This is a genomic window from Amycolatopsis sp. NPDC028719 (assembly GCF_055565395.1).
In genome coordinates this window covers 939,083-959,262 of the sequence record NZ_JBVHUL010000004.1, presented here as the reverse complement: position 1 = coordinate 959,262, position 20,180 = coordinate 939,083, and the positions used below count along the sequence as shown (strand labels likewise).

The window sequence follows — 20,180 nt, the reverse complement described above, 5'->3', positions numbered from 1 at the left end:
CACCGATCCGCCGCCTGATCTGGAGCGTTCGTTGCCCCGCACCGCCGCGCCGCCCGTCCTGCGCACCGCGCCCGTTCTGGCCATTGTGGTCTGTCACAACGGCGAGAACTGGCTGCCGCTGGCGCTTTCTTCGTTGCGCCGCAGCACCGTCCGGCCCCGGCACGTGCTCGCCGTGGACACCGGTTCCACCGACGCGACCCCGCGGCTGCTCGCCGAGGCGGCCGCCGATCCCGGCCCGGACTCCGCGCCCGTCCTCTCCGGCGTCATCACCCTTTCCGGTGACACCGGCTTCGCCGCCGCGGTCGCCGGAGCCGTCGAGCACGCCACCGAGCGCTGGGGCGACCCCGGTTCGTGGCTGTGGCTGCTGCACGACGACTGCGCGCCCGAGCCCGGCTGCCTCGACGAACTGCTGCGCGTCGCCACGAAAACCCCGTCGGCGACCGTGCTCGGCTCGCTCGGCCTCGACTGGACCGACCCGCGGCTGATCGTCGAAGCCGGCCTGTCCACCGACGCCTCCGGGCACCGCCAGCAGGTGGCCGCGCTCGGCGAAGAGCCCGCCGAGGTGCTCGCCGTGCCCAGCGCCGGCTCCCTCGTGCGCCGCGACGCCTGGGACGAGCTCGGCGGCTTCGACCCCGACTTCCCCTTGCTGCGCGAGGATCTCGACTTCGGCTGGCGCGCGAACGCCGCCGGCGGCCTCGTCCTCTCCGTGCCGTCCGCGCGGGTGCGGCACGCGCGGGCCGTCACCACCGGGCAACGCGCGGCGGACGCCCTCACCACCCCGCTCGCGGCCGCGAACCGCGCTCACGGGCTGCGGGTGTTCCTCGTGAACTGCTCGTCGTTTTCCTTCTGGCTGGGGATGATCCGGCTCCCGCTGCTCTCCGTCCTGCGCGCGCTGGCCTTCGTCCTGCTGCGCCGCACCGGCGAAGCGCGGGCCGAGTTCGCCGCCGCGACGTACCTCCTCAGTGGACGCGGCGGATTGCGCGCCGCCCGCGCCCGCCGGCGGCGGAATCCGCGGCCGGGCACGGTTCGCGGGCTCTTCACCGGCCGCGGGACGCGCTTGCGCAACGCCGTCCGCGCCGGCGTCGTCGGGCTGGTCCGCCGCGGCGTCGAGGAAGACGTCGCGCTCGGCCGCATCCCCGAGACCGTCGAGACCGAGTCGGCGTGGATCACGCCCGAAGCACTCGACGCGCGCGAGACCCGCCCGGTCGGGCCGGACGCGCTGCCCGCCGGCGCCCTGCGGGGGCTCAGCTCGCGCGGGAACGGGCTGCGCAAACCGGGCACGCTCGTCGCCGTCGCACTGCCGGAAACCGCGGCGCCCGAACCGGTCTCCGCCACCGAAGACCCGGCAGCCACCGAAGTCACCGAAGCCGTCTCGGAAGAGCCGGAGCTCGTCTTCGTCGAGGTGAACCGCCGGCGCGTGCTCGCGGCGACGATCTTCGCGCCCCCGGTGGTGCTGCTCGTCGTGATGACCGCGCTGGGGCTGGTGGTCAACCGCGCCCGGCTCGGCCTCGACGTCTTCGGCGGCAAGCTGCTGCCGGTCGGCGGGCTCGGCGAACTCTGGTCGTCGTACCTGACGCCGTGGCACGCGATCGCCGGCGGCACCGGCGCGCCCGCGTCGGCCACCCTGCCGGTGCTCGGCACGCTCGGCGCGGTGTTCGCCCCGATCGGCGGCCCGGCCGCGCTGGTGGCGATCCTGCTCCTCGGCGACATCCCGCTGGCCGCGCTGAGCGCGTACGCGGCGACGCGACGGCTGCGCGTGCGCCGCTGGGTCCGCGCGGTCGTCGCCGCGACCTACGCGCTGCTGCCCGCGGCGACCGCCGGAGTGGCGCAGGGGCGGCTCGACGTCGTCGTGGTGCACCTCGTGCTGCCGCTCGTGGCCGCGGGCATCGCCGGGCTGCTGGTGCGGGCGGACACGCGGTGGCTGCACGTGTCCGCGCTCTCGGCGTTCGGGGTGGCGCTGCTCGGCGCGTTCTCCCCGCTGGCGCACGGGCTCGCGCTCGCCGGGCTGCTGATCGGGTTCGTCGTGCTGCCCGCGCCGACCGGGCTGGCGCGGCGGATCGCGTCGGTCGGCATCGTGGTCCTGCTGCCGCTGGCGTTGCTGCTGCCGTGGCCGACCGTGCTGCTGCGGCACCCGGAACTGCTGGTGCAGGGTCTCGGCGGCGCGGCTTCGGCGGTGTCCGGCACCGACCTGGCCGGGCTCGACCCGGGCGGGCCGGGTGCCTGGCCGATCGGTGTCGCGGTGATCGCGGCGGCCCTGATCGCGATCGTCGTCCGCCCGACGAAGCTCGCGGCGGGCGGGCTCGCGCTGGCCGCGCTGGGGGCCGGCGGCCTGGTGCTGGTGCGGCTGGTGACGGCGACGCCGATGCAGGGTGGATCACCGGCGCACGGCCACGCCGGCGTGCCGCTGCTGATCGTCGGCGCCGGGCTGCTGTGGGTCGTGCTCGGCTCGTGGCAGCGCGGAGGTTCGGCCGGGGTGCCGTCGCCGTGGCTGCCCAAGGTGTTCGCGGTCGCCGGGGTCGGAGTCTTCCTCGCGCTGGCGGCCGGCGCGGTGGTCGTCGGCGGTCAGGGACCGCTTCGCGCCGGCGAACGGCCCGCGCTCGCGCCCGAGGTGTCGGCGGAGGTGTCGGCGTCCGGCCGGTCGGTGCTCGACCTCGCGTCGGACGCGACCCGCCAGATCGGCGGCCGCCTGCCCCACTACGGCGACGACGAACTGGCCCCGACGCCCGGCACCCCGGCCCGGCTGGCGGCGTGGCGCCGCGACCTCGGCCAGGGCGACGCGCCGGCGGTCCAGCGCGCGTTCGCCGCCGCGGCCGCCTCGGGCGTGCAGTTCGTGGTGCTGCCGGCGGGAGTCGACCCGCGGGCGTACGTGCCGCTGGCGAAGGACCTGGTTTCGGTGGCCGCGCCGACGTCCGACGGCCGAGGCGTGCTGCGCCTGCTCCCGCCGGCCGGACAGGTGATCTTGATCTCCCCGGAGCAGGCGAAAGCGGCGGTGACGGGTGGCGGCGCGCCCGGGAACGCGCCGGGCGTGGCGCCGGTCCAGGCAGGGCTGCCGGACGTGCGGGTCCGGGTGTCCGACGGGCCGACCGGGCGGCTGCTGGTGCTCGCGGCGGAGCAGGAAGCGGGCTGGAAGGCGTCGGTGGGCGGCAAGAGCGTCCCGATCGTGCCGGCCTGGGGGCACCAGGTGGCGGTGTCGGTGCCGCCGGCGTCGTCCGAGGTGACGGTCGAGTTCCCGGGGACGGAACGGAACCTGCTGTTGCTGGCCCAGCTGGCGGCGGTGCTGTTCACGCTCCTGACGGCGGTCCCGGCCCGGCGCCGCCCGTAGCGCCCCAATGTGGCATTGGGTGCGTGGGACGCACCGAACGCCACATTGGGACGCTCGAGACGCGCCCCGCTACTCGCCTTCGATGACGTCCGGTTCCACGCCGAGGTAGCCCGCCACCTGCTCGACCAGCACGTCGTGCACCAGATCCGCCAGCTCGGACGGATCCTTCGCCCGCGCCTCCAGCGGCCGCCGGTACAGCACGATCCGCGCCCGCGTCGGCATGCCGGTCCGGTCCACGCCCGCCGGTACCAGCCGCGACAACGGCACCGAGCCGTCGTGCAGCACGCCGTCGGACGGCGCCCGGCCGTTCTCGCGGACTTCGGGCACGTCGTCCACCGCGACGTCCAGCTTCGTCAGCTCGTGGCGCCACCGCGCCTCGATCGGTTCGAGCGCGTCGAGCACCAGCGCGTCGAACCGCTCCGCGCGGCTCGCGGCGGCGGGCAGGGTCGCCGGGTACAGCGTCCCGCGCAGGCCCCGGCCGTGCCGGTCCCGTCGCGAGCGCCGCCGCTGTCGGTAGTCACGAGCCGTCGCCACCCCGGAAGTCTATGCGGTCGGCACGTCCCAGCGCGTGTCGCTCCTCCTACCTTGCGGCGACGCGCTATCGTTTCGAATCGTGCGGAGCGTACGGAAGTGTTCGCGTACCGGCTGTCTCGAGCCGGCTGTGGCCACGCTGACGTATGCCTACAGCGACTCCACCGCCGTCGTCGGCCCCCTGGCCACCGCTTCCGAGCCGCACTCCTACGACCTCTGCGAAGCCCACGCGCTGCGGCTGACCGTCCCCAAGGGCTGGGAAGTCGTCCGGCACGAAGGCGCCTTCGCCGCACCGGACCCGTCGGCCGACGAGCTGACGGCGCTGGCCGAGGCCGTGCGCGAGGCCGGCCGCCCCGGCAAACCGGCCCCCGCGCCCGAGCCCGAAGGCCCTTCCGGGCGCCGCGGGCACCTGCGGGTCCTCCCCGGTCGCGCCTGAACGCGTAACCCACTCACCTCGCCGGTAGGCTTTCCGCGCGGCGCAGCGGGCGCCGGGACGACTATTCGCGGGGAGACGGCGTGCCAGACCTTTCGGGCATCGTGAAGGCCTACGACATTCGCGGCGTGGTCGGCGAGCAGCTCGACGCGGCGCTCGTCCGCGACTTCGGCGCCGCGTTCGCCCTGCTCATCAAGCCGGAAGCGCCGGCGGTGGTGATCGGGCACGACATGCGTGACTCGTCGCCCGGCCTGGCGGCGGCCTTCGCCGACGGTGTCACGTCCCAGGGGCTGGACGTCGTGAGCATCGGGCTGGCCAGCACCGACCAGCTCTACTTCGCCTCGGGTTCGCTGAACCTGCCGGGCGCGATGTTCACCGCGAGCCACAACCCGGCCAAGTACAACGGCATCAAGATGTGCCGCGCCGGCGCCTCCCCGGTCGGGCAGGACACCGGGCTCGCCGAGATCCGCGACACCGTCGAGCAGGGCGTGCCGGAGTTCGAGGGCCAGCGGGGCACCACGAGCGAGCGGGACGTGCTCGCCGACTACGCCGCCTACCTGCGCAACCTCGTCGACCTGTCCGGCAGCCGGCCGCTGAAGATCGTCGTCGACGCCGGCAACGGCATGGGCGGGCACACCGTCCCCACGGTCTTCGACGGCCTGCCGATCGAGGTCGTCCCGATGTACTTCGAGCTCGACGGCAGCTTCCCGAACCACGAGGCCAACCCGCTGGACCCGGCCAACATCGTCGACCTGCAGGCGAAGGTGCGCGAGGTCGGCGCGGACGCGGGCGTGGCCTTCGACGGCGACGCCGACCGCTGCTTCATCGTCGACGAGCGTGGCGAGCCGGTTTCGCCGAGCGCGATCACGGCGCTGGTCGCGGTCCGCGAGCTGGCGAAGGACCCGGGCGGCACGATCATCCACAACCTGATCACGTCCAAGGGCGTCCCGGAGATCGTCGCCGAGCACGGCGGCAAGCCGGTCCGCACCCGCGTCGGGCACTCGTTCATCAAGGCCGAGATGGCCCGCACCGGCGCCATCTTCGGCGGCGAGCACTCCGCGCACTACTACTTCCGCGACTTCTGGCGCGCCGACACCGGCATGCTGGCGGCGCTGCACGTGCTCGCCGCCCTCGGCGAGCAGACCGGCCCGCTGTCCGACCTGACCAGCGCGTACTCGCGCTACGCGGCCTCCGGCGAGATCAACTCGACGGTGGACGACCAGGTCGCGAAGATGATGGCGGTCAAGGACAGCTTCGGGACCCGCTCCGGCGTCGAGCTCGACGAGCTGGACGGGCTGACCGTCCAGCTGCCGGGCGGTGCCTGGTTCAACCTGCGCCCGTCGAACACCGAACCGCTGCTGCGGCTCAACGTCGAGGCCGCGAACGCCGAGGCCGTGCAGGGGCTGGTGGACGAAGTACTCGCGATCATCCGCAGCTGACCCGTCCCCGTGGAGGGGCTTCCGGGGCCAACTGTGTCCGGAAGGTGCCCTTCACCACACCTCATCGCGTGGTATGGAGGAACCATGGCCATCACGCTCGACGCCCAGCTCCTCGAGATCCTGGCGTGCCCGTCGCCCGATCACGCCCCACTGCGCCCCGGGGCACCGGACGACCCCGAGGCCGACGCACTGACGTGCACCGAGTGCGGCCGGGTGTACCCGGTCCGTGACGGGATCCCGGTGCTGCTCCTCGACGAGGCGACCTTGCCCGGTGACACCGGAACGTCCGATGCCGACAGTGCTTGACGACTCGCTGCTCGACGACCCCGCGCGGCTGGCCGAGGCCGACAGCGCGGGGCTCCTCCGGGCGGCCGCGATGGCCGGCGCGCAGGTGCGGGCGACCGCCGAGCTGGCCGCCGAACTGGAGCTGTCCGACCGGCTCGACGTGGGCCGGCCGCGTGCCGTCGTGCTGATCGACCGGCCGGGCGTGAGCCGGACGCTCACCCGGCTGCTCGCGGCGCTGCTGGCGCCGTCGTGCCCGGTGCCGGTCGTCGTGGCCGAAGTGGTGCCGAGCTGGATCGGCGCGCTCGACGTCGTCTTCGCGCACACCGACGACCCCGGCGACCGCGAGCTCGCCGCGTCGCTGGAACGCGCCGCGCGCTTCGGCGCTTCGGTGGTGCTCTCCGCGCCGGCCGAAGGTCCGGTCCCGGCCGCCGTGGCGGGCAAGGGCGTGCTCCTGACGCCGCGCGTCCCGGTGCCGCCGGAGCTGGCGTTCCCCCGGGGCCTGGCCGCGGGGCTGCTCACCGCGAACGCGCTGGGCCTGCTGGTCGCCGACGTCCAGACGCTGGCCGACCAGCTCGACCTGGAGGCCGGGAAGGACTACCTGGCCCGGGATTCGTTCGAGAACCCGGCCAAGGCGCTCGCCCTGCGGGTCGCCGACCGCGTGCCGTTGCTGTGGGGGCTGGACCCGGTCGCGGTCGCCGTCGGCGAACACGCTGCGCACGCTTTCGCCGCCCACGCGGCTACTGTGTGCGACGTCGAGGACTATCGTCAGGCACTGGCGCGCCCCGCGTTGCGGCGGGCAGCGCAATCGAGTGGCGCGGAGCGTGACATCTTCGCCGATCCGGACGATCCCTCAGGTGACATCCCGACCCGGGTGCTGCTCCTCTCGGTGCGGACCGGTCCGGCCACGGACGCGGCGCGCTACCAAGTCGAGGACCTGCTGCCCGGTGCGGACGTCATCGCCCCGGCCGAGGAGATCGAGGCGGACGAAATCGTGCGGGCCGCGGTGCTGGCGCTGCGGTTCGAACTGGCGGCGGTCTATCTCGGGCTGGCGGCGGGCAGCATCGGCGGCGCGGGCCGCTTCGAGCCCGTGACGGCGTGAGACCCGCCGAGTACCGGTAGCGGCCGGTGCCGAAGGAGTGGAGTTGAGGTGACAGTGGAGCTGCTGCGCAACGCGGTGCGGCCCTACGCCTGGGGATCGCGGACGGCGATCCCCGAGCTGCTGGGCCGTCCGGTACCCGCGCCGCACCCCGAGGCCGAGCTGTGGATGGGCGCCCACCCGGGTGACCCGTCGCACGTCATCGGTCCCGACGGGACCGAGCGGAGCCTGCTCGAGCTCGTCGACGCCGACCCGGTGCGGCAGCTCGGCGAGCGGTGCGCGAAGCGGTGGGGTGGGCGGCTGCCGTTCCTGCTGAAGATCCTCGCCGCGGAGGAGCCGCTGTCGATGCAGGCCCACCCGTCGGCGGCGCAGGCCGCGGAGGGGCACGCCCGCGAGGAGCGGCTGGGCATCCCGCGCGACGCGGCGAACCGCAACTACCCGGACCCGACGGCGAAACCGGAGCTGGTCTGCGCGCTGACGGAGTTCCACGCGCTGGCCGGTTTCCGCGAGCCGGAGCGCACCGTCAAGCTGCTGAAGGCGATCGAGACGCCGGGGCTGGCGAAGTACACCGGGCTGCTGGAGGCCCAGCTTGACCCGTCCGGGCTGCGGGCGCTGTTCACGACGTGGATCACGCTGCCGCAGTCGTCGCTCGACCGGCTGCTGCCGGAGGTGCTCGACTCGTGCGTGAAGCACGTCCAGGAGCACGGCGAGTTCGCGGTCGAGTGCCGGACCATCCTCGAGCTCGGGGAAACGCACCCGCGGGACGCGGGCGTGCTGGCGGCGTTGCTGCTGAACCGGCTGACGCTGCGCGCGGGCGAGGCGATCTACCTGCCCGCCGGCAACCTGCACCTCTACCTGCACGGCACGGCCGTGGAGATCCTGGCGAACTCGGACAACATCCTGCGGTGCGGCCTGACGCCGAAGCACGTGGACGTCCCGGAGCTGCTGCGCGTGGTCGACTTCGCGTGCGGCGAGATGCCGGTCCAGTGCGGCGACAGCGAAGACCGTCTTTCGGTGTACCGCACGGACGCGCCGGAGTTCGAGCTTTCGCGCGTCGAGTGGGCTGCCGGTGAGGACGACGAGATCTCGGTCGACAGCGTGGGCCCGCAGATCCTGCTGTGCACGGCCGGCGACCTGCTCGTGACGGCCGACGACGGCGAGAAGGTCGAGCTGCGCCGGGGTCAGTCGGTGTGGCTGCCGGCGGCGGACCCGCCGGTGCGCGTGCGCCCGCTGGACGGTGCGCGGGCCCAGCTGTTCCGCGCGACCGCGGGAAACTGCGAGGACTGACGGGGTATGCCCGAAGGCCACCACCGGGGCGCCGGTGGTGGCCTTCGTCGTTTCGCGTGCGGTCGTTCTGAGGATTGGTCGTTTCTGTGTGCGTTCCGTGTGGCGACATCGGCGACTATTGACCCCAAGGGGGGACCCTGGTGCGGCGACGCGCGCAGCCGGTCCGCTGGGGGTGGCGCCGGTCGGCAACGCCCGGCGCCCATGGGCTGAGGGTGGTGCCGCGAGGGGGCGGCACCACCCCGCTCATCGCTGGTCCGGAGGCGGATCCGGCGTGATCGGGGACACAACTCGGGTGATCGAGGACGGATCTCGCGTGATTGAAGGGGCATCTCGCGTGATTGGAGGGGCATCTCGCGTGATTCGAGGGGCATCACGCGTGATGGAGGGGCGACACGGCCGGTCGGGTGGGAAGGCCGGGACGTCAGGCGGGTTCCGTGAGGGCCAGCAGCGCCCGCCGCAGCGCTGCCGCGCTCGCGTCGCGCGGATCCGCCAAGCTCGCCGCTTCGGCGGTCGCCGAAGCGGCTTCCTCCGGGAAACCCGCCGCTTCGCACGCCCGGCTCAGCACGAGCCACGTCAAGCCGGTCGCGGATCGGCCGCCCATCTCGCGGAACTCGTCGAGGCACGCCCGCAGCACCGGGATCGCCTGCGCCGCGCGGCCTTCGCCGATCCAGCTCGCCGCGATCGCCCGGGTGCACGACAGCTCGCGGGGCCGCTCGTCCAGGTCGCGCGCGAGGGCGCGGGCCTCCTCGAACGCCGCCGTCGCGCGGTCGCGCGCACCCGTCGCCGCCGAGATCGCGCCCAGCGTGCGCAACGACTTCGCCAGCGCCGAACGCGCCATCGTGCCGCGCAGCAGCTCCACCGACTCCGCGATCGCCGCTTCCGCCTCCTCGTCGTCGCCCGTCAGCAGGGACGACCACGCGAACCCGTGCAGCGCCGTGCCGATCCGGCGCGGGTCGCCGCCGGCGCGGGCCGAGGCCAGCGCCAGCAGGTCGGCTTCGTGGGCGTCCGCCACCCGGCCCAGCCGCAGCAGCGCCGCCGACTCCGCCTCCCAGACCAGGAGCGCCTCCGGTTGGTCGTCCGAAACAGACAACGCGCGCGCGGTCTGCAACGCCTCTTCGGCGCGGCCCAACCCGATCAGGCAGTGCGCCAGGTTCGCCGAAACCCACGCGTGCGTGCGGTGGTCGCCGTGGGCGTCCAGCTCCTTCGCGCATTCGCGGTACGCGGCCGCGGCCTCCTCGTACTGCCCGCGCGCGTGCCGCAGCAGCGCCAGGTTGGCCTCGGCGATCGCCGCCGACGGGCGGTCGTCCGTCGCCGCCAGGACCGTTTCGTACGCCGCTCTCATGTCGGCGTAGTGCCCGTGCAGGTACAGGTACACGCTCAGCTTGTCCAGCAGCAGCAACGCTTCCCGCGCGCCCAGCGACCCGATGAGCCGCACGAGGTTCGCGCGCTCGGCCGCGAACCACTCCTCCGGACGCTCCAGCAGCCGCTCGACCAGCGCGGCCGGCAACGGCTGCGGGAACGGCTCGTGGGCCATCGCCGGCATCGGCACCGTGCGCGGCAGGCGGGCCGCCGCCGCGTCGGCCAGCGCGAGGGTCGCCGCGAGCACCGTCGAAGCACCGCCCTCGACGGATGGCCCTTCCGCCGCGTACAGCCGGACGAGGTCGTGCATCCGGTAACGGCCCTCGCCGGTCGCGTCCGGTTCGCGCGCCTCCAGCAAGCTCGCTTCGACGAGCTCCTCGACCGCCTCGTCCGCGTCCGGTTCGCCGATGAGCGTCGTGACCGCCCACGCCGGCAGGTCGACGAGCTTGCACCGCCCGAGCAGCTGGAACGCGCGCCGCGCCGGGGGCCGGAGTCCTTCGTGGCTCAGCGCGATGCTGCTCCGGACGGCGAGGTCGCTCACGGTCAGCTCGTCGAGCCGGCGAACCTCGTCCTCCAGGCGATCGGCCAGCTCGCCGAGCCGCAGGTGCGGGCGGATGGCCAGGCGGCTGCCCGCGATCCGCAGGGCCAGGGGCAGCCGCGCGCACGCCGCGACGATCCGGCCGGCCTCGGCGCGCTCGCGGGCCACCCGCGCCCCGGCGAGCCGGTTCAGCAGCTCGGTGGCTTCGGCGTCGGACAGCGGGCCGAGGGACAGCCGGTGCGCGCCGGCCAGCCCGCTCAGGCGCTGCCGGCTCGTCACGAGCACCGCGCAGCCCGGCGTGCCCGGCAGGAGGGCGCGGACGTGCTCGGGGTCGCCGGCGTCGTCGAGCACCACCAGCACCCGCCGGTCGGTCAGCCGGCCGCGGAACACCGCCGCGCGGGCGCGGGCGTCGTCCGGGACCGCCGGTCCGGGCACGCCGAGGGCGCGCAGCAGGTCGGCCAGCACCTCGCCGACGTCGCGCCCCAGCGGCACGTACAGCTGGCCGTCCGGGAACCGCGCCCGCAGCCGATGCGCCGCGCGCACGGCCAGGGTGCTCTTGCCCGCGCCGGGTTCGCCGCTGAGCACGGCGAGCGGGACGCCGGCGCCGCTGCCCAGCACGGCGGTCAGCTCGGCGAGCTCGGCCTCGCGGCCGGTGAAGTCCGCGATGTCCGGCGGCAGCTGGCACACCGGCCAGACCGGCGGCGGCATGCGCGGGACGGGGTCCTCGCCCCGCAGGACGGCGGCGTGCACGCGACGCACTTCGGCGCCCGGTTCGACGCCGAGCTCCTCGATCAGCGTGGTCCGCAGCCGCCGGTAGATCTCCAGGGAGTCGCCCTGCCGCCCGGCCCGGTGCAGCGCGATCATCAGCTGCGCGGCCAGCCGTTCCCGCAGCGGGTGCTCGGTGATCATGGCCTGCAGCTCGCCGGTCAGTTCGCCGTGGCGCCCGGCGGTGAGCTCGGCGTCCACGCAGTCCTCGAACACGGCGAGCCGTTCGGACTCCAGCCGCGCGACGTCGGCGTCGAGCCGCGGGACGTGCAGCCCGGCCAGCACCGGCCCCCGCCACTGCGCGAGCGCCCGCCGGTAGTGCCCCGACGCGGCGAGGGCATCCCCGGCCCGCTGCCCCTCGGCGACGGCCGACCGGAAGACGAGCAGGTCCAGCTCGTCCGGCTCGACGCACAGCCGGTAGCCGAGCGGCCCGTGTTCGACGCGCAGGCCGTCGATCCGCTCGCGCAGCCGCGAGAGGTAGGTGTGCAGGTTCGAGGCGTAGGACTTCGGCGGCCGCTCCGGCCACAGCGCTTCGACCAGCACGTCGACGTGGACGTGCTGGTTGGCGTTGAGCAGCAGCACGGCCAGCAGGGTGCGCTGCCGATCGCCGCGCAGCGCGACCCAGTGCCCCGGCGGGCTTTCGATGGCGAGCGCCCCGAGCACGCCGAAGTGAGCCATGTCCACCTTTCCCAGGCTGGGGAGCAGGGAAAGTCACGGTAGCGGAGGGGTACGACAGAAACCGGCGGCCGGGGAGGTCCACCGAAGGCGACAGTCCGACCTGGTGTTCGCCCGTTCGTGTGGGTATAGTAATCACTATACTCGCGTGATGGCCGGCCAGGACTGGGAAATCCATGTCGTCGACGAAGTCCTCGAGTGGGTCGAGCAACTCGACGATGCGACGCACGCTCGCGTCGTCCAGGCGATCGACGCGCTGGCGGAAGGTGGTCCCGGCTTGGGGCGGCCGCTGGTCGACACGATCGTCGGGTCGAAGATCCAGAACCTGAAGGAACTGCGGCCGGGCACGGTCCGCATCTTGTTCGTCTTCGACCCTTGGCGGTCCAGTGTCCGGCTCGTCGCCGGGGACAAAGCCGGACAGTGGAACGCCTGGTACCGGGAGGCGATCCCGTTGGCCGAAGACCGGTACGACCACTATCCGAAGGAACGTCAGGCAGAGGAGGGACGACTGTGACGGGGTACACGCGCTGGAAGGACGTCCGTGCGACGCACGTCGAGCGGGCCGGTGGTGAGGAAGCGGTCGAAGCCGGCAAGCAGGAGCTGCTCGCCACGGTCCAGGGGCACCGCCTCGCCGAGATCCGCCGCAGCCGGGGCCTGACCCAGCAGCACCTGGCCGAGCGGATGGGGGTCACCAAAGGACGGGTGTCCCAGATCGAACAGGGCAAGATCTCCGGCCTGGAGGTGCTCGCCCGTTACGCCGCGGCTTTGGGTGGCCGGTTGCACCAGGCGATCTACTTCGACGACGGCGACATCGCGGCCATCGCCTGAGTGAACCCCCGGCCGGTGGCGACCCGGCACCGCCGCCCCTATTACGCTCCACCCGGACATTCAGGACCAACCAGGGGAGCGGTCGTGTCAGCTGGAGGCGGAACCAAGGCGATCATCGCCGCGCTCGGGGCGAACGCCGGGATCGCGGCCGCGAAGTTCGTCGGCTTCCTCGTCACCGGGTCGTCGTCGATGCTGGCCGAGTCCGTGCACTCGCTGGCCGACACCACCAACCAGGGCCTGCTGCTGCTCGGCCAGAAGACGTCGAAGCGCGCGGCCGACAAGGAACACCCCTTCGGCTACGGCCGCGACCGGTACTTCTACTCCTTCATCGTCGCGCTGATGCTCTTCACCCTCGGGTCCGCCTTCGCGATCTACGAAGGGGTCCACAAGGTCGGCCACCCCGAACCGCTGGAATCGCCGATCGTCGCCGTGATCATCCTGCTCGTGGCCGTCGGCCTGGAGGGCTACAGCTTCTACACCGCCATCGGCGAGTCGAAGAAGATCAAGGGCGACGCCAGCTGGTGGGGCTTCATCCGCCAGGCCAAGGAGCCCGAGCTCCCCGTCGTCCTCCTGGAAGACGCCGGCGCGCTGCTCGGTCTCGTCCTGGCGCTGCTCGGCGTCGGGTTGTCCGTCATCACCGGCAACCCCGTCTGGGACGGCCTCGGCACTCTCGCGATCGGCGCGCTGCTCGGTGTCATCGCGATCATCCTGATCATCGAGATGAAGAGCCTGCTCATCGGCGAAGGCGCCACCGAGCCGGTGCTCGCGACGATCGTCGACGAGCTCGCCGCGGGCAAGGTCGAGCGGGTCATCCACATCCGCACCCAGTACATGGGCCCGGACGAGCTGCTCGTCGCGGCGAAGCTGGCGATGGTGCCCGGCCTCGACACCGCCGAACTGGCCTCGGCCATCGACGACGCCGAGGCACGTGTCCGCGCCAAGGTGCCCGTCGCCCGGCTGATCTACCTCGAACCGGACCTCGACCGCAGTCTCGCGAAGTAGGCCCGATCGCTCGGCGAGCCGTCACGCGCTTGACCCGATAGGGTGACCTACCGCGATACACGCAGGCCAGCCGCAGGAGGTCAACGGTGCCCGGAACGGGATTGTGGCGCACTAAATCGATCGAACAGTCCATTGCGGACACCGACGAGCCGGACACCAAGCTCCGGCGGAACCTGAGTGCGTGGGATCTCACGGTGTTCGGCGTCGCGGTCGTCATCGGTGCCGGCATCTTCACGCTCACCGCGCGCACGGCCGGTGACTACGCCGGCCCGTCGGTCTCGCTGGCGTTCGTCTTCGCCGCGATCGCCTGCGCGCTGGCCGCGCTGTGCTACGCCGAGTTCGCCTCGACCGTGCCGGTCGCGGGCAGCGCGTACACGTTCTCCTACGCCACGTTCGGCGAGTTCATGGCGTGGATCATCGGCTGGGACCTGATCCTCGAACTGGCCGTCGGCGCGGCCGCGGTGTCCAAGGGCTGGTCGGTCTACCTCGAGACGGTGCTCGGCTACCTCTTCGGCAAGGGCACCAAGACGACGTTCGACATCGGCAGCGTCACCGTCGACTGGGGTGCCCTGCTCGTCGTCGCGATCCTGACGACGCTGCTGGTCGTCGGCACGAAGCTGTCTTCGCGGGTCTCGATGGTGATCACCGGCATCAAGGTCGCCGTCGTGCTGTTCGTGATCATCCTCGGCCTCTTCTACATCAAGGGCGCCAACTACTCGCCCTACATCCCGCCGGGCTCGACCGGCGGCTCGGGCCAGACGGGCGTCGACCAGTCGCTGTTCTCGCTGATCGCGGGCGGTGCGAGCAGCTCGTTCGGCGTCTACGGCCTGCTGGCCGGCGCTTCGCTGGTGTTCTTCGCGTTCATCGGCTTCGACATCGTCGCGACCACCGCCGAGGAGACGAAGAACCCGCAGAAGGCGGTCCCGCGCGGGATCATGGGCTCGCTGGCGATCGTCACCGTGCTGTACGTCGCGGTTTCGCTGGTGGTCGTCGGCATGACGTCGTACAAGGACCTGGCCACCTCGGCCGGCGACGGCAGCCACAAGACCCTCGCCACGGCGTTCTCCGCGAACGGCGTCGACTGGGCGGCCAACATCATCTCCTTCGGCGCGCTGGCCGGCCTGACCACCGTCGTCATGGTGCTGATGCTGGGCCAGGTCCGGATCATCTACGCGATGTCGCGCGACGGCCTGATGCCGCGCAAGCTGGCGAAGACGGGTGAGCACGGCACGCCGAAGGGCGCGACGCTGATCGTCGGCGGCCTGGTCGCGCTCGCGGCCGGCTTCTTCCCGGCGGACAAGCTCGAAGAGATGGTCAACGTCGGCACGCTGTTCGCGTTCGTGCTGGTCTCGGCGGGCGTGCTGATCCTGCGCCGGACGCGCCCCGACCTGCCGCGCGCGTTCAAGGTGCCGCTGGTGCCGCTGATCCCGATCCTGGCGATCCTCGCGTGCCTGTGGCTGATGCTGAACCTGACCGTGCTGACGTGGCTGCGGTTCGTCGCCTGGATGGTGCTCGGGGTGCTGATCTACTTCGGCTACAGCCGGCGGCACTCGCTGCTGGGCAAGCGGCAGTCCGGCGGCCTCGACGAGCCCGTCAAGGCTCCGGAGGCCTAGCGTCACCCACTCGTTCGTGATGCCCCGCCGCCCCGCGTTCGCGCAGGTCGGCGGGGCTTTTTCGGGGGACTTCACATCGGACGATCTTGCGTTTCGTGCTTAAAAGGGGACCCCGTGTAGCGGGGGAAGTGACGTGCGATACCTTTCGATCCTTCGCGCACCACTGACGGGTGAATTACAGCAGCGTGATTCGCGCGTTCCGTGGTTTCGCGACCCCCAGATTTTGCAAGTGCTCTCTTCCCGCCGGTACAGGAGTTCTGAATGCGCAGACGTACCTTCCGCGGCGCCGTCGCGATCATGGCGCTGACCACCGCTGCTCTCATCGGCACCGCCGGCTCCGCGCTGGCGTGCGTCCCCGGTGACGACCGTGCCGAAGGCACCGTCGGCAACGCCACGAAGTGCTCCGACGTCGGTCTGGGCAAGGCCATCGACGTGAGCGACCTCCTCGAGGTCACCGGTGGCACGACGAAGGACCAGTACCTGACCGTCGACAGCGTCCCCAAGGGCGTCACGGTCGCGGCGATCGTGGTCAAGGGCGGCAACGAGTACAACACCTACCGGCCGGGCAAGAAGGGCCTGTCGGCCACGCCGCCGTGGGAGAAGCTGCACGCCCCGATGGTCGGCAAGGACTTCAAGAACGTCCCGGCCATCAGCCACTGGTTCGCCTGCGGCACCAAGAAGGACACCCCGCCGGAGACCAGCACCGCTCCGACGAAGCCGTCCCAGCCGACCGAAACCACCAAGCCGAGCGCTCCGGCGACCTCGGACACCTCGGTCGCGCCGACCAGCACCACCGGGGCGGCCGTCGTGCCGGCGGGCAACGAGTCCGGCACCGGCGGCGGCCTGGCCAACACCGGTTTCGACAACATGTGGCTGGTCTGGATCGCGGCCCTGCTGATCCTCGGCGGTGGCGGCCTGCTCGCGCTGCTGAAGTTCCGCCGCAAGGCCTCCGAGTGAGGCTGAGCTAGCCAGAAGTTCCGTGAAGGCCTCCTTACCGGCTCAAGAAGCCGGGAAGGGGGCCTTCACGGCTTTCCGGGGAATCCGAAGTCCCCGAAGAGCAGACCCTGTTCGCCGCCGGACGGCTTGCCGAGGCCGGCGGCCATCGCGACGGCGTGGTCCCATTCCGCGTCGACCACGTAGTCCTGGTGCTTGAGCACCCCCGGCGCCCAGCGGTGCCGCCCGGTCGGGCCGCGCAGCGGGTCCGGCAGCCAGTGGTCGCCGCCGAGGATGAGGACGCCGTTCGCGTCGGCCCTCGCCTTCAGCGGCCCGATGCCGCCTTCGGGCTGGTAGCCGACGCCGTAGAGGCAGCGGTCGGAGACCTCGTGCCGCCAGGTCGTCACGCCGCCGCCGAAGATGTCGGTGCCCCGGCACAGGGCCCGCCAGCGGCCGTCGAGGTCGCCGAAGAGCCGTTCGAGCGCTTCCTGCGGGAGCAACGCCGGGAAGGCGCGCTGGTAGCCCCACTGCAGCGGGGAGCCGGCGGTGAGCACGCCGACGCGTTCGAGGTCGGCTTCCGGCAGTTCGGCCGCGAGCCGGGCGGCGGCCATGACCGTGAGCAGGCTGCCGAGGTTGTAGCCGGAGAGCACCACCCGCGTCCCCGGTTCGGCGAGGTGCTCGCGCGCCCGCGCGGCCAGTTCGGGGACGACCTTCAGCGCGTAGCACGGCGGCACGGTCGGGTGCGCCGCCCGCGGCCAGAAGCAGACGAGGTCGGCCAGCGCGCCGAGGTGCCGGCTGCGCTGCGGGGTCCGCGCGGCCGTGTAGACGACGCGCAGCAGGCCCGCGGCCAGCGCGCCGAGCGCGACCACGCCGATCGCGGACAGCGGCCCGAACCAGCCGGGGACCAGCCCGAACCCGAACCGCAGCACCAGCAGCGCCGCGCCGCCGGCGGACATCGCGGACGCGACCGTGAGGGCCAGGTGGTGCAGGTGCCGCCGTTCCCACGCCGAGCGCGCCCACGCCGCCGCGGCCTGGGCCTCCTGCCGCTCGTCGTGCTCCATCAGCTCGACGATCTCCGGGACGCCCCGCCGCAGCCGGCGCAGCGGGACGGCGACCGCGAAGCCCAGCACGGCGAGCACCGCGGCCAGCGCCAGACCGGCTCCCCACAGGACCGTGACCAGCAGGTACGTGTCGGGTACGCGCAGCAGTTCCGCGCCGGAAAGCCGGCGGAGCGCTTCGGCGAGACCGGCGCCGAACCCGCCGCCGAGCAGCCCGGCCAGCGCGAGCACCGGCGCGGCCGCCCAGCCGCCCAGCCACGGCCGCAGCCGGCGCGGCTTGTGCGCCCAGCCGGGCCGGGCCAGCAGCGCGGCCGGGGCCAGGAAGAGCGCGAACAGCACCGTGACGGCGACCAGGGCCGCGCCCAGACCTTCGACGACGCCGTTGGTCCCGGGCAGCGGACCCGGGCCGGGCCGCAGCCGCACGGCGGCCACGACGACGAGCAGCGCGGCCAGCGCGATCACGCCGGGGCGCGCGAACCGGCCGGTGTCGACGCCGATCGCGGCCGCCACGACCGTGGCGAGCACCAGCGCCAGCGTGATGATCCACACCACCAGGCCGAAGCCGTCGCCCGGCACCCGGAACGGCCCGCCGAGCAGCAGCAGCGCGACCGAGACCAGCGCCGCGACGGTGTGCAGGCAGCGCAGCGCCGGGGTGTCCGGGTCCGCGCGCATCCGCAGCGGGCCGCCGGTGAGGTCGCCGTCGGCGTGCACCGCCCACGTCGCCGACGAGATCCGGTGCAGCACGAAGATCACGGCCAGCAGGGGCACGACGCCGACCGCGATCCGCGCCGGCACCGAGCGGAGGACGTCGGGGACCACGGGCAGGCAGCCGGACCCGGGCGCGAGGCACTGCGCGGCGAAGAGGTCGAGCGCGATCGCCGCGAGCTGGCCCATCAGCAGCATCGTGAGCAGCAGCGCGCCGACGCGCAGCAGGCCGCGGCACACGGCGCCGAGCACGCGCGGCAGCCGGCGGTCCGGCGGGACCGGCGGCAGCATCCAGAACGCGACGTTGGCCAGGGAGAACGGGAACAGCAGCGCCCAGGTCGCCTTGGCGGCGCCGCCGGAGGTCATCCCGTGCCACAGGTAGCCTTCGAGGGTCCGCGGGATCGACCGGCCGAGCGCCGGCAGCACGGGTCCGGGCGCCGGCCGACGCAGCCGGTCGGCCGGGCGGATCACGCGGCCCAGCCCGTCGCCGGCGACGTCGACGGTGGACACCGCGTCGAGCAGCGTCTCGCCGCTGGTGCCGACGAGTCCGGCGACGCGGATTTCGACGACGCGGGTGTCCGGGCCGGGCATGGGCACGGTAAAGGCCTCCTACGCGATCCTGGGGCAGGTCGAGCGGACAACGGTAGTGTTCGGACGTCATCGAGTCTTGGAGGAATCGCCACTATGCCCCCCGAAAGCGTTGCCAAGCGGCACCAGACCTTGGGCGGCATCGAGTTCGCCGTCGCGGACCTCGACGCCGCCGAATTCGGCCGCAAGGAGATCCGCCTCGCCGAGCACGAGATGCCGGGCCTGATGGCGCTGCGGCGCGAATACGCCGAGGTCTACCCGCTGCGCGGCGCGCGCGTCTCCGGTTCGCTGCACATGACCGTGCAGACGGCCGTCCTGATCGAGACGCTGGTCGCGCTGGGTGCCGAGGTGCGCTGGGCGTCCTGCAACATCTTCTCGACGCAGGACCACGCGGCCGCCGCGATCGTCGTCGGCCCGCACGGAACGCCGGAGCAGCCCCAGGGCGTCCCGGTCTTCGCGTGGAAGGGTGAGTCGCTCGAGGAGTACTGGTGGTGCACCGAGCGGATGCTCACCTGGGACGGTGAGGGTCCCAACATGATCCTCGACGACGGCGGCGACGCCACCATGCTGGTGCACAAGGGCACCGAGTTCGAGAAGGCCGGCGTCGTCCCGACCCCCGACGAGAACACCTCGGACGAGTTCCGCGTGTTCCTCGAGCTGCTGCGCGATTCGGTCGCGGCCGACAAGGGCAAGTGGACGAAGATCGGCGCGGGCATCCGCGGCGTCACCGAGGAGACCACCACCGGCGTCCTGCGGCTCTACCAGCTCGCCGCGGCCGGTGAGCTGCTGTTCCCGGCCATCAACGTCAACGACGCCGTGACGAAGTCGAAGTTCGACAACCGCTACGGCATCCGCCACTCGCTGATCGACGGCATCAACCGCGGCACCGACGTCCTGATCGGCGGCAAGGTCGCGGTGGTCTGCGGCTACGGCGACGTCGGCAAGGGCGCGGCGGAGTCGCTCCGCGGCCAGGGCGCGCGGGTGATCGTCACCGAGATCGACCCGATCTGCGCGCTGCAGGCGGCGATGGACGGCTACGCGGTCCGCAAGCTCGAGAGCGTGCTGCCCGAGGCCGACATCATCATCACCACGACCGGCAACAAGGACGTCGTGCTGGTCGAGCACATGGCGAAGATGAAGCACCAGGCCATCCTGGGCAACATCGGCCACTTCGACAACGAGCTCGACATGGCGGGGCTGGCGCGTTACCCGGGCATCCGGCGCATCAACATCAAGCCGCAGGTCGACGAGTGGATCTTCCCGAACGGCAACACGATCATCGTGCTGTCCGAGGGCCGGCTGCTCAACCTGGGCAACGCGACCGGGCACCCGTCGTTCGTGATGTCGAACAGCTTCTCGAACCAGGTGATCGCGCAGATCGAGCTGTTCACCAAGCACGAGGAGTACGACAAGGAGGTCTTCCGGCTGCCCAAGAAGCTGGACGAGAAGGTCGCGAAGATCCACTTGGACGCTCTGGGTGGCGAGCTGACGAAGCTGACCAAGGAGCAGGCCGAGTACATCGACGTGGACGTCGAAGGCCCGTTCAAGCCGGAGCACTACCGGTACTGAGGTAACGGCGTTTCAGCAGTTCAGGGCCGCCCCGAACGTGTTCGGGGCGGCCTTTCTGCTTCACGTCGCCAGGATCTCGTGCCGTTCACCGCGGCCACCGAGTCCGATGCCCGCCCGATCACGCGAGATGCCCCTCCGATCACGCGAGATGCCC

The 20,180-nt window shown here is 72.7% G+C and carries 15 protein-coding genes; 12 read left to right on the top strand and 3 right to left on the bottom strand.

What is annotated here, in order from left to right:
- Positions 1–31: 31 nt before the first annotated feature.
- Entirely contained in the window at positions 32–3,322 is a 3,291-nt protein-coding gene (locus tag ACZ4TR_RS23105; RefSeq protein WP_465288930.1) for a glycosyltransferase, read from the top strand.
- A gap of 69 nt (positions 3,323–3,391) precedes the next feature.
- On the opposite strand, the gene ACZ4TR_RS23100 is transcribed toward ACZ4TR_RS23105, so the two are convergent.
- The gene (locus tag ACZ4TR_RS23100) at positions 3,392–3,856 is read right to left on the bottom strand and encodes a metallopeptidase family protein (protein WP_364524925.1); all 465 of its coding nucleotides are present in this window, start codon (positions 3,854–3,856) and stop codon (positions 3,392–3,394) included.
- Positions 3,857–3,935: 79 nt separating this feature from the next.
- On the opposite strand from ACZ4TR_RS23100, the gene ACZ4TR_RS23095 reads away from it, so the two are divergent.
- The 5 genes from ACZ4TR_RS23095 to manA all read left to right on the top strand — a co-directional run bounded on the left by ACZ4TR_RS23095 (position 3,936) and on the right by manA (position 8,393).
- On the top strand, positions 3,936–4,289 hold the full coding sequence (locus ACZ4TR_RS23095) for a DUF3499 domain-containing protein (protein WP_026468546.1): 354 nt from the start codon (positions 3,936–3,938) through the stop codon (positions 4,287–4,289).
- A gap of 80 nt (positions 4,290–4,369) precedes the next feature.
- On the top strand, positions 4,370–5,725 hold the full coding sequence (locus ACZ4TR_RS23090) for a phosphomannomutase/phosphoglucomutase (RefSeq protein ID WP_465288929.1): 1,356 nt from the start codon (positions 4,370–4,372) through the stop codon (positions 5,723–5,725).
- An 84-nt stretch (positions 5,726–5,809) separates the two neighbouring features.
- The gene (locus ACZ4TR_RS23085) at positions 5,810–6,031 is read left to right on the top strand and encodes a Trm112 family protein (RefSeq protein WP_364524921.1); all 222 of its coding nucleotides are present in this window, start codon (positions 5,810–5,812) and stop codon (positions 6,029–6,031) included.
- Positions 6,015–7,109, top strand: coding sequence for a serine/threonine-protein kinase (locus ACZ4TR_RS23080; RefSeq protein ID WP_364524919.1), 1,095 nt, complete (start codon positions 6,015–6,017; stop codon positions 7,107–7,109). The genes ACZ4TR_RS23085 and ACZ4TR_RS23080 overlap by 17 nt, the downstream gene beginning before the upstream one ends.
- Before the next feature lie 54 nt (positions 7,110–7,163).
- Positions 7,164–8,393, top strand: a complete 1,230-nt coding sequence (gene manA / locus ACZ4TR_RS23075; protein ID WP_465288989.1) for a mannose-6-phosphate isomerase, class I — start codon at positions 7,164–7,166, stop codon at positions 8,391–8,393.
- A gap of 421 nt (positions 8,394–8,814) precedes the next feature.
- Here the strand turns inward: manA and ACZ4TR_RS23070 are convergent, their stop codons facing one another.
- Positions 8,815–11,733, bottom strand: a complete 2,919-nt coding sequence (locus ACZ4TR_RS23070) for an AfsR/SARP family transcriptional regulator (protein WP_465288988.1) — start codon at positions 11,731–11,733, stop codon at positions 8,815–8,817.
- A 148-nt stretch (positions 11,734–11,881) separates the two neighbouring features.
- Here ACZ4TR_RS23070 and ACZ4TR_RS23065 point away from each other — a divergent pair, with 148 nt between their 5' ends.
- The 5 genes from ACZ4TR_RS23065 (at position 11,882) to ACZ4TR_RS23045 (ending at position 16,130) form a co-directional block, all read left to right on the top strand.
- A complete protein-coding gene (locus ACZ4TR_RS23065; RefSeq protein WP_465288928.1) occupies positions 11,882–12,244 on the top strand; it encodes a type II toxin-antitoxin system RelE/ParE family toxin in 363 nt (120 codons plus the stop codon).
- Positions 12,241–12,558 carry a helix-turn-helix domain-containing protein gene (locus ACZ4TR_RS23060; RefSeq protein WP_465288927.1) on the top strand — a complete coding sequence of 106 codons (318 nt, stop codon included), beginning with the start codon at positions 12,241–12,243 and terminating at the stop codon, positions 12,556–12,558. The genes ACZ4TR_RS23065 and ACZ4TR_RS23060 overlap by 4 nt, the downstream gene beginning before the upstream one ends.
- A gap of 84 nt (positions 12,559–12,642) precedes the next feature.
- Positions 12,643–13,560: a cation diffusion facilitator family transporter gene (locus ACZ4TR_RS23055; RefSeq protein ID WP_465288926.1), complete on the top strand. Its 918-nt coding sequence runs from the start codon at positions 12,643–12,645 to the stop codon at positions 13,558–13,560.
- Positions 13,561–13,646: 86 nt separating this feature from the next.
- Positions 13,647–15,173, top strand: a complete 1,527-nt coding sequence (locus ACZ4TR_RS23050; protein ID WP_465288925.1) for an amino acid permease — start codon at positions 13,647–13,649, stop codon at positions 15,171–15,173.
- A 261-nt stretch (positions 15,174–15,434) separates the two neighbouring features.
- Positions 15,435–16,130: an LPXTG cell wall anchor domain-containing protein gene (locus ACZ4TR_RS23045; protein ID WP_465288924.1), complete on the top strand. Its 696-nt coding sequence runs from the start codon at positions 15,435–15,437 to the stop codon at positions 16,128–16,130.
- A 65-nt stretch (positions 16,131–16,195) separates the two neighbouring features.
- Here the strand turns inward: ACZ4TR_RS23045 and ACZ4TR_RS23040 are convergent, their stop codons facing one another.
- Positions 16,196–18,460, bottom strand: a complete 2,265-nt coding sequence (locus tag ACZ4TR_RS23040) for a hypothetical protein (protein ID WP_465288987.1) — start codon at positions 18,458–18,460, stop codon at positions 16,196–16,198.
- A gap of 93 nt (positions 18,461–18,553) precedes the next feature.
- On the opposite strand from ACZ4TR_RS23040, the gene ahcY reads away from it, so the two are divergent.
- Positions 18,554–20,026, top strand: a complete 1,473-nt coding sequence (gene ahcY / locus ACZ4TR_RS23035; RefSeq protein ID WP_465288923.1) for an adenosylhomocysteinase — start codon at positions 18,554–18,556, stop codon at positions 20,024–20,026.
- Positions 20,027–20,180 lie beyond the last annotated feature (154 nt).

What these genes read in the sequence shown, in the direction of transcription:
- ACZ4TR_RS23085 (WP_364524921.1), top strand. Translation starts at nt 5,810, where the DNA reads ATGGCCATCACGCTCGACGCCCAGCTCCTCGAGATCCTGGCGTGCCCG.
- ACZ4TR_RS23080 (WP_364524919.1), top strand. Translation starts at nt 6,015, where the DNA reads ATGCCGACAGTGCTTGACGACTCGCTGCTCGACGACCCCGCGCGGCTG.
- ACZ4TR_RS23070 (WP_465288988.1), bottom strand. Translation starts at nt 11,733, where the DNA reads ATGGCTCACTTCGGCGTGCTCGGGGCGCTCGCCATCGAAAGCCCGCCG.
- ACZ4TR_RS23065 (WP_465288928.1), top strand. Translation starts at nt 11,882, where the DNA reads ATGGCCGGCCAGGACTGGGAAATCCATGTCGTCGACGAAGTCCTCGAG.
- ACZ4TR_RS23045 (WP_465288924.1), top strand. Translation starts at nt 15,435, where the DNA reads ATGCGCAGACGTACCTTCCGCGGCGCCGTCGCGATCATGGCGCTGACC.
- ACZ4TR_RS23040 (WP_465288987.1), bottom strand. Translation starts at nt 18,460, where the DNA reads ATGCCCGGCCCGGACACCCGCGTCGTCGAAATCCGCGTCGCCGGACTC.
- ahcY (WP_465288923.1), top strand. Translation starts at nt 18,554, where the DNA reads ATGCCCCCCGAAAGCGTTGCCAAGCGGCACCAGACCTTGGGCGGCATC.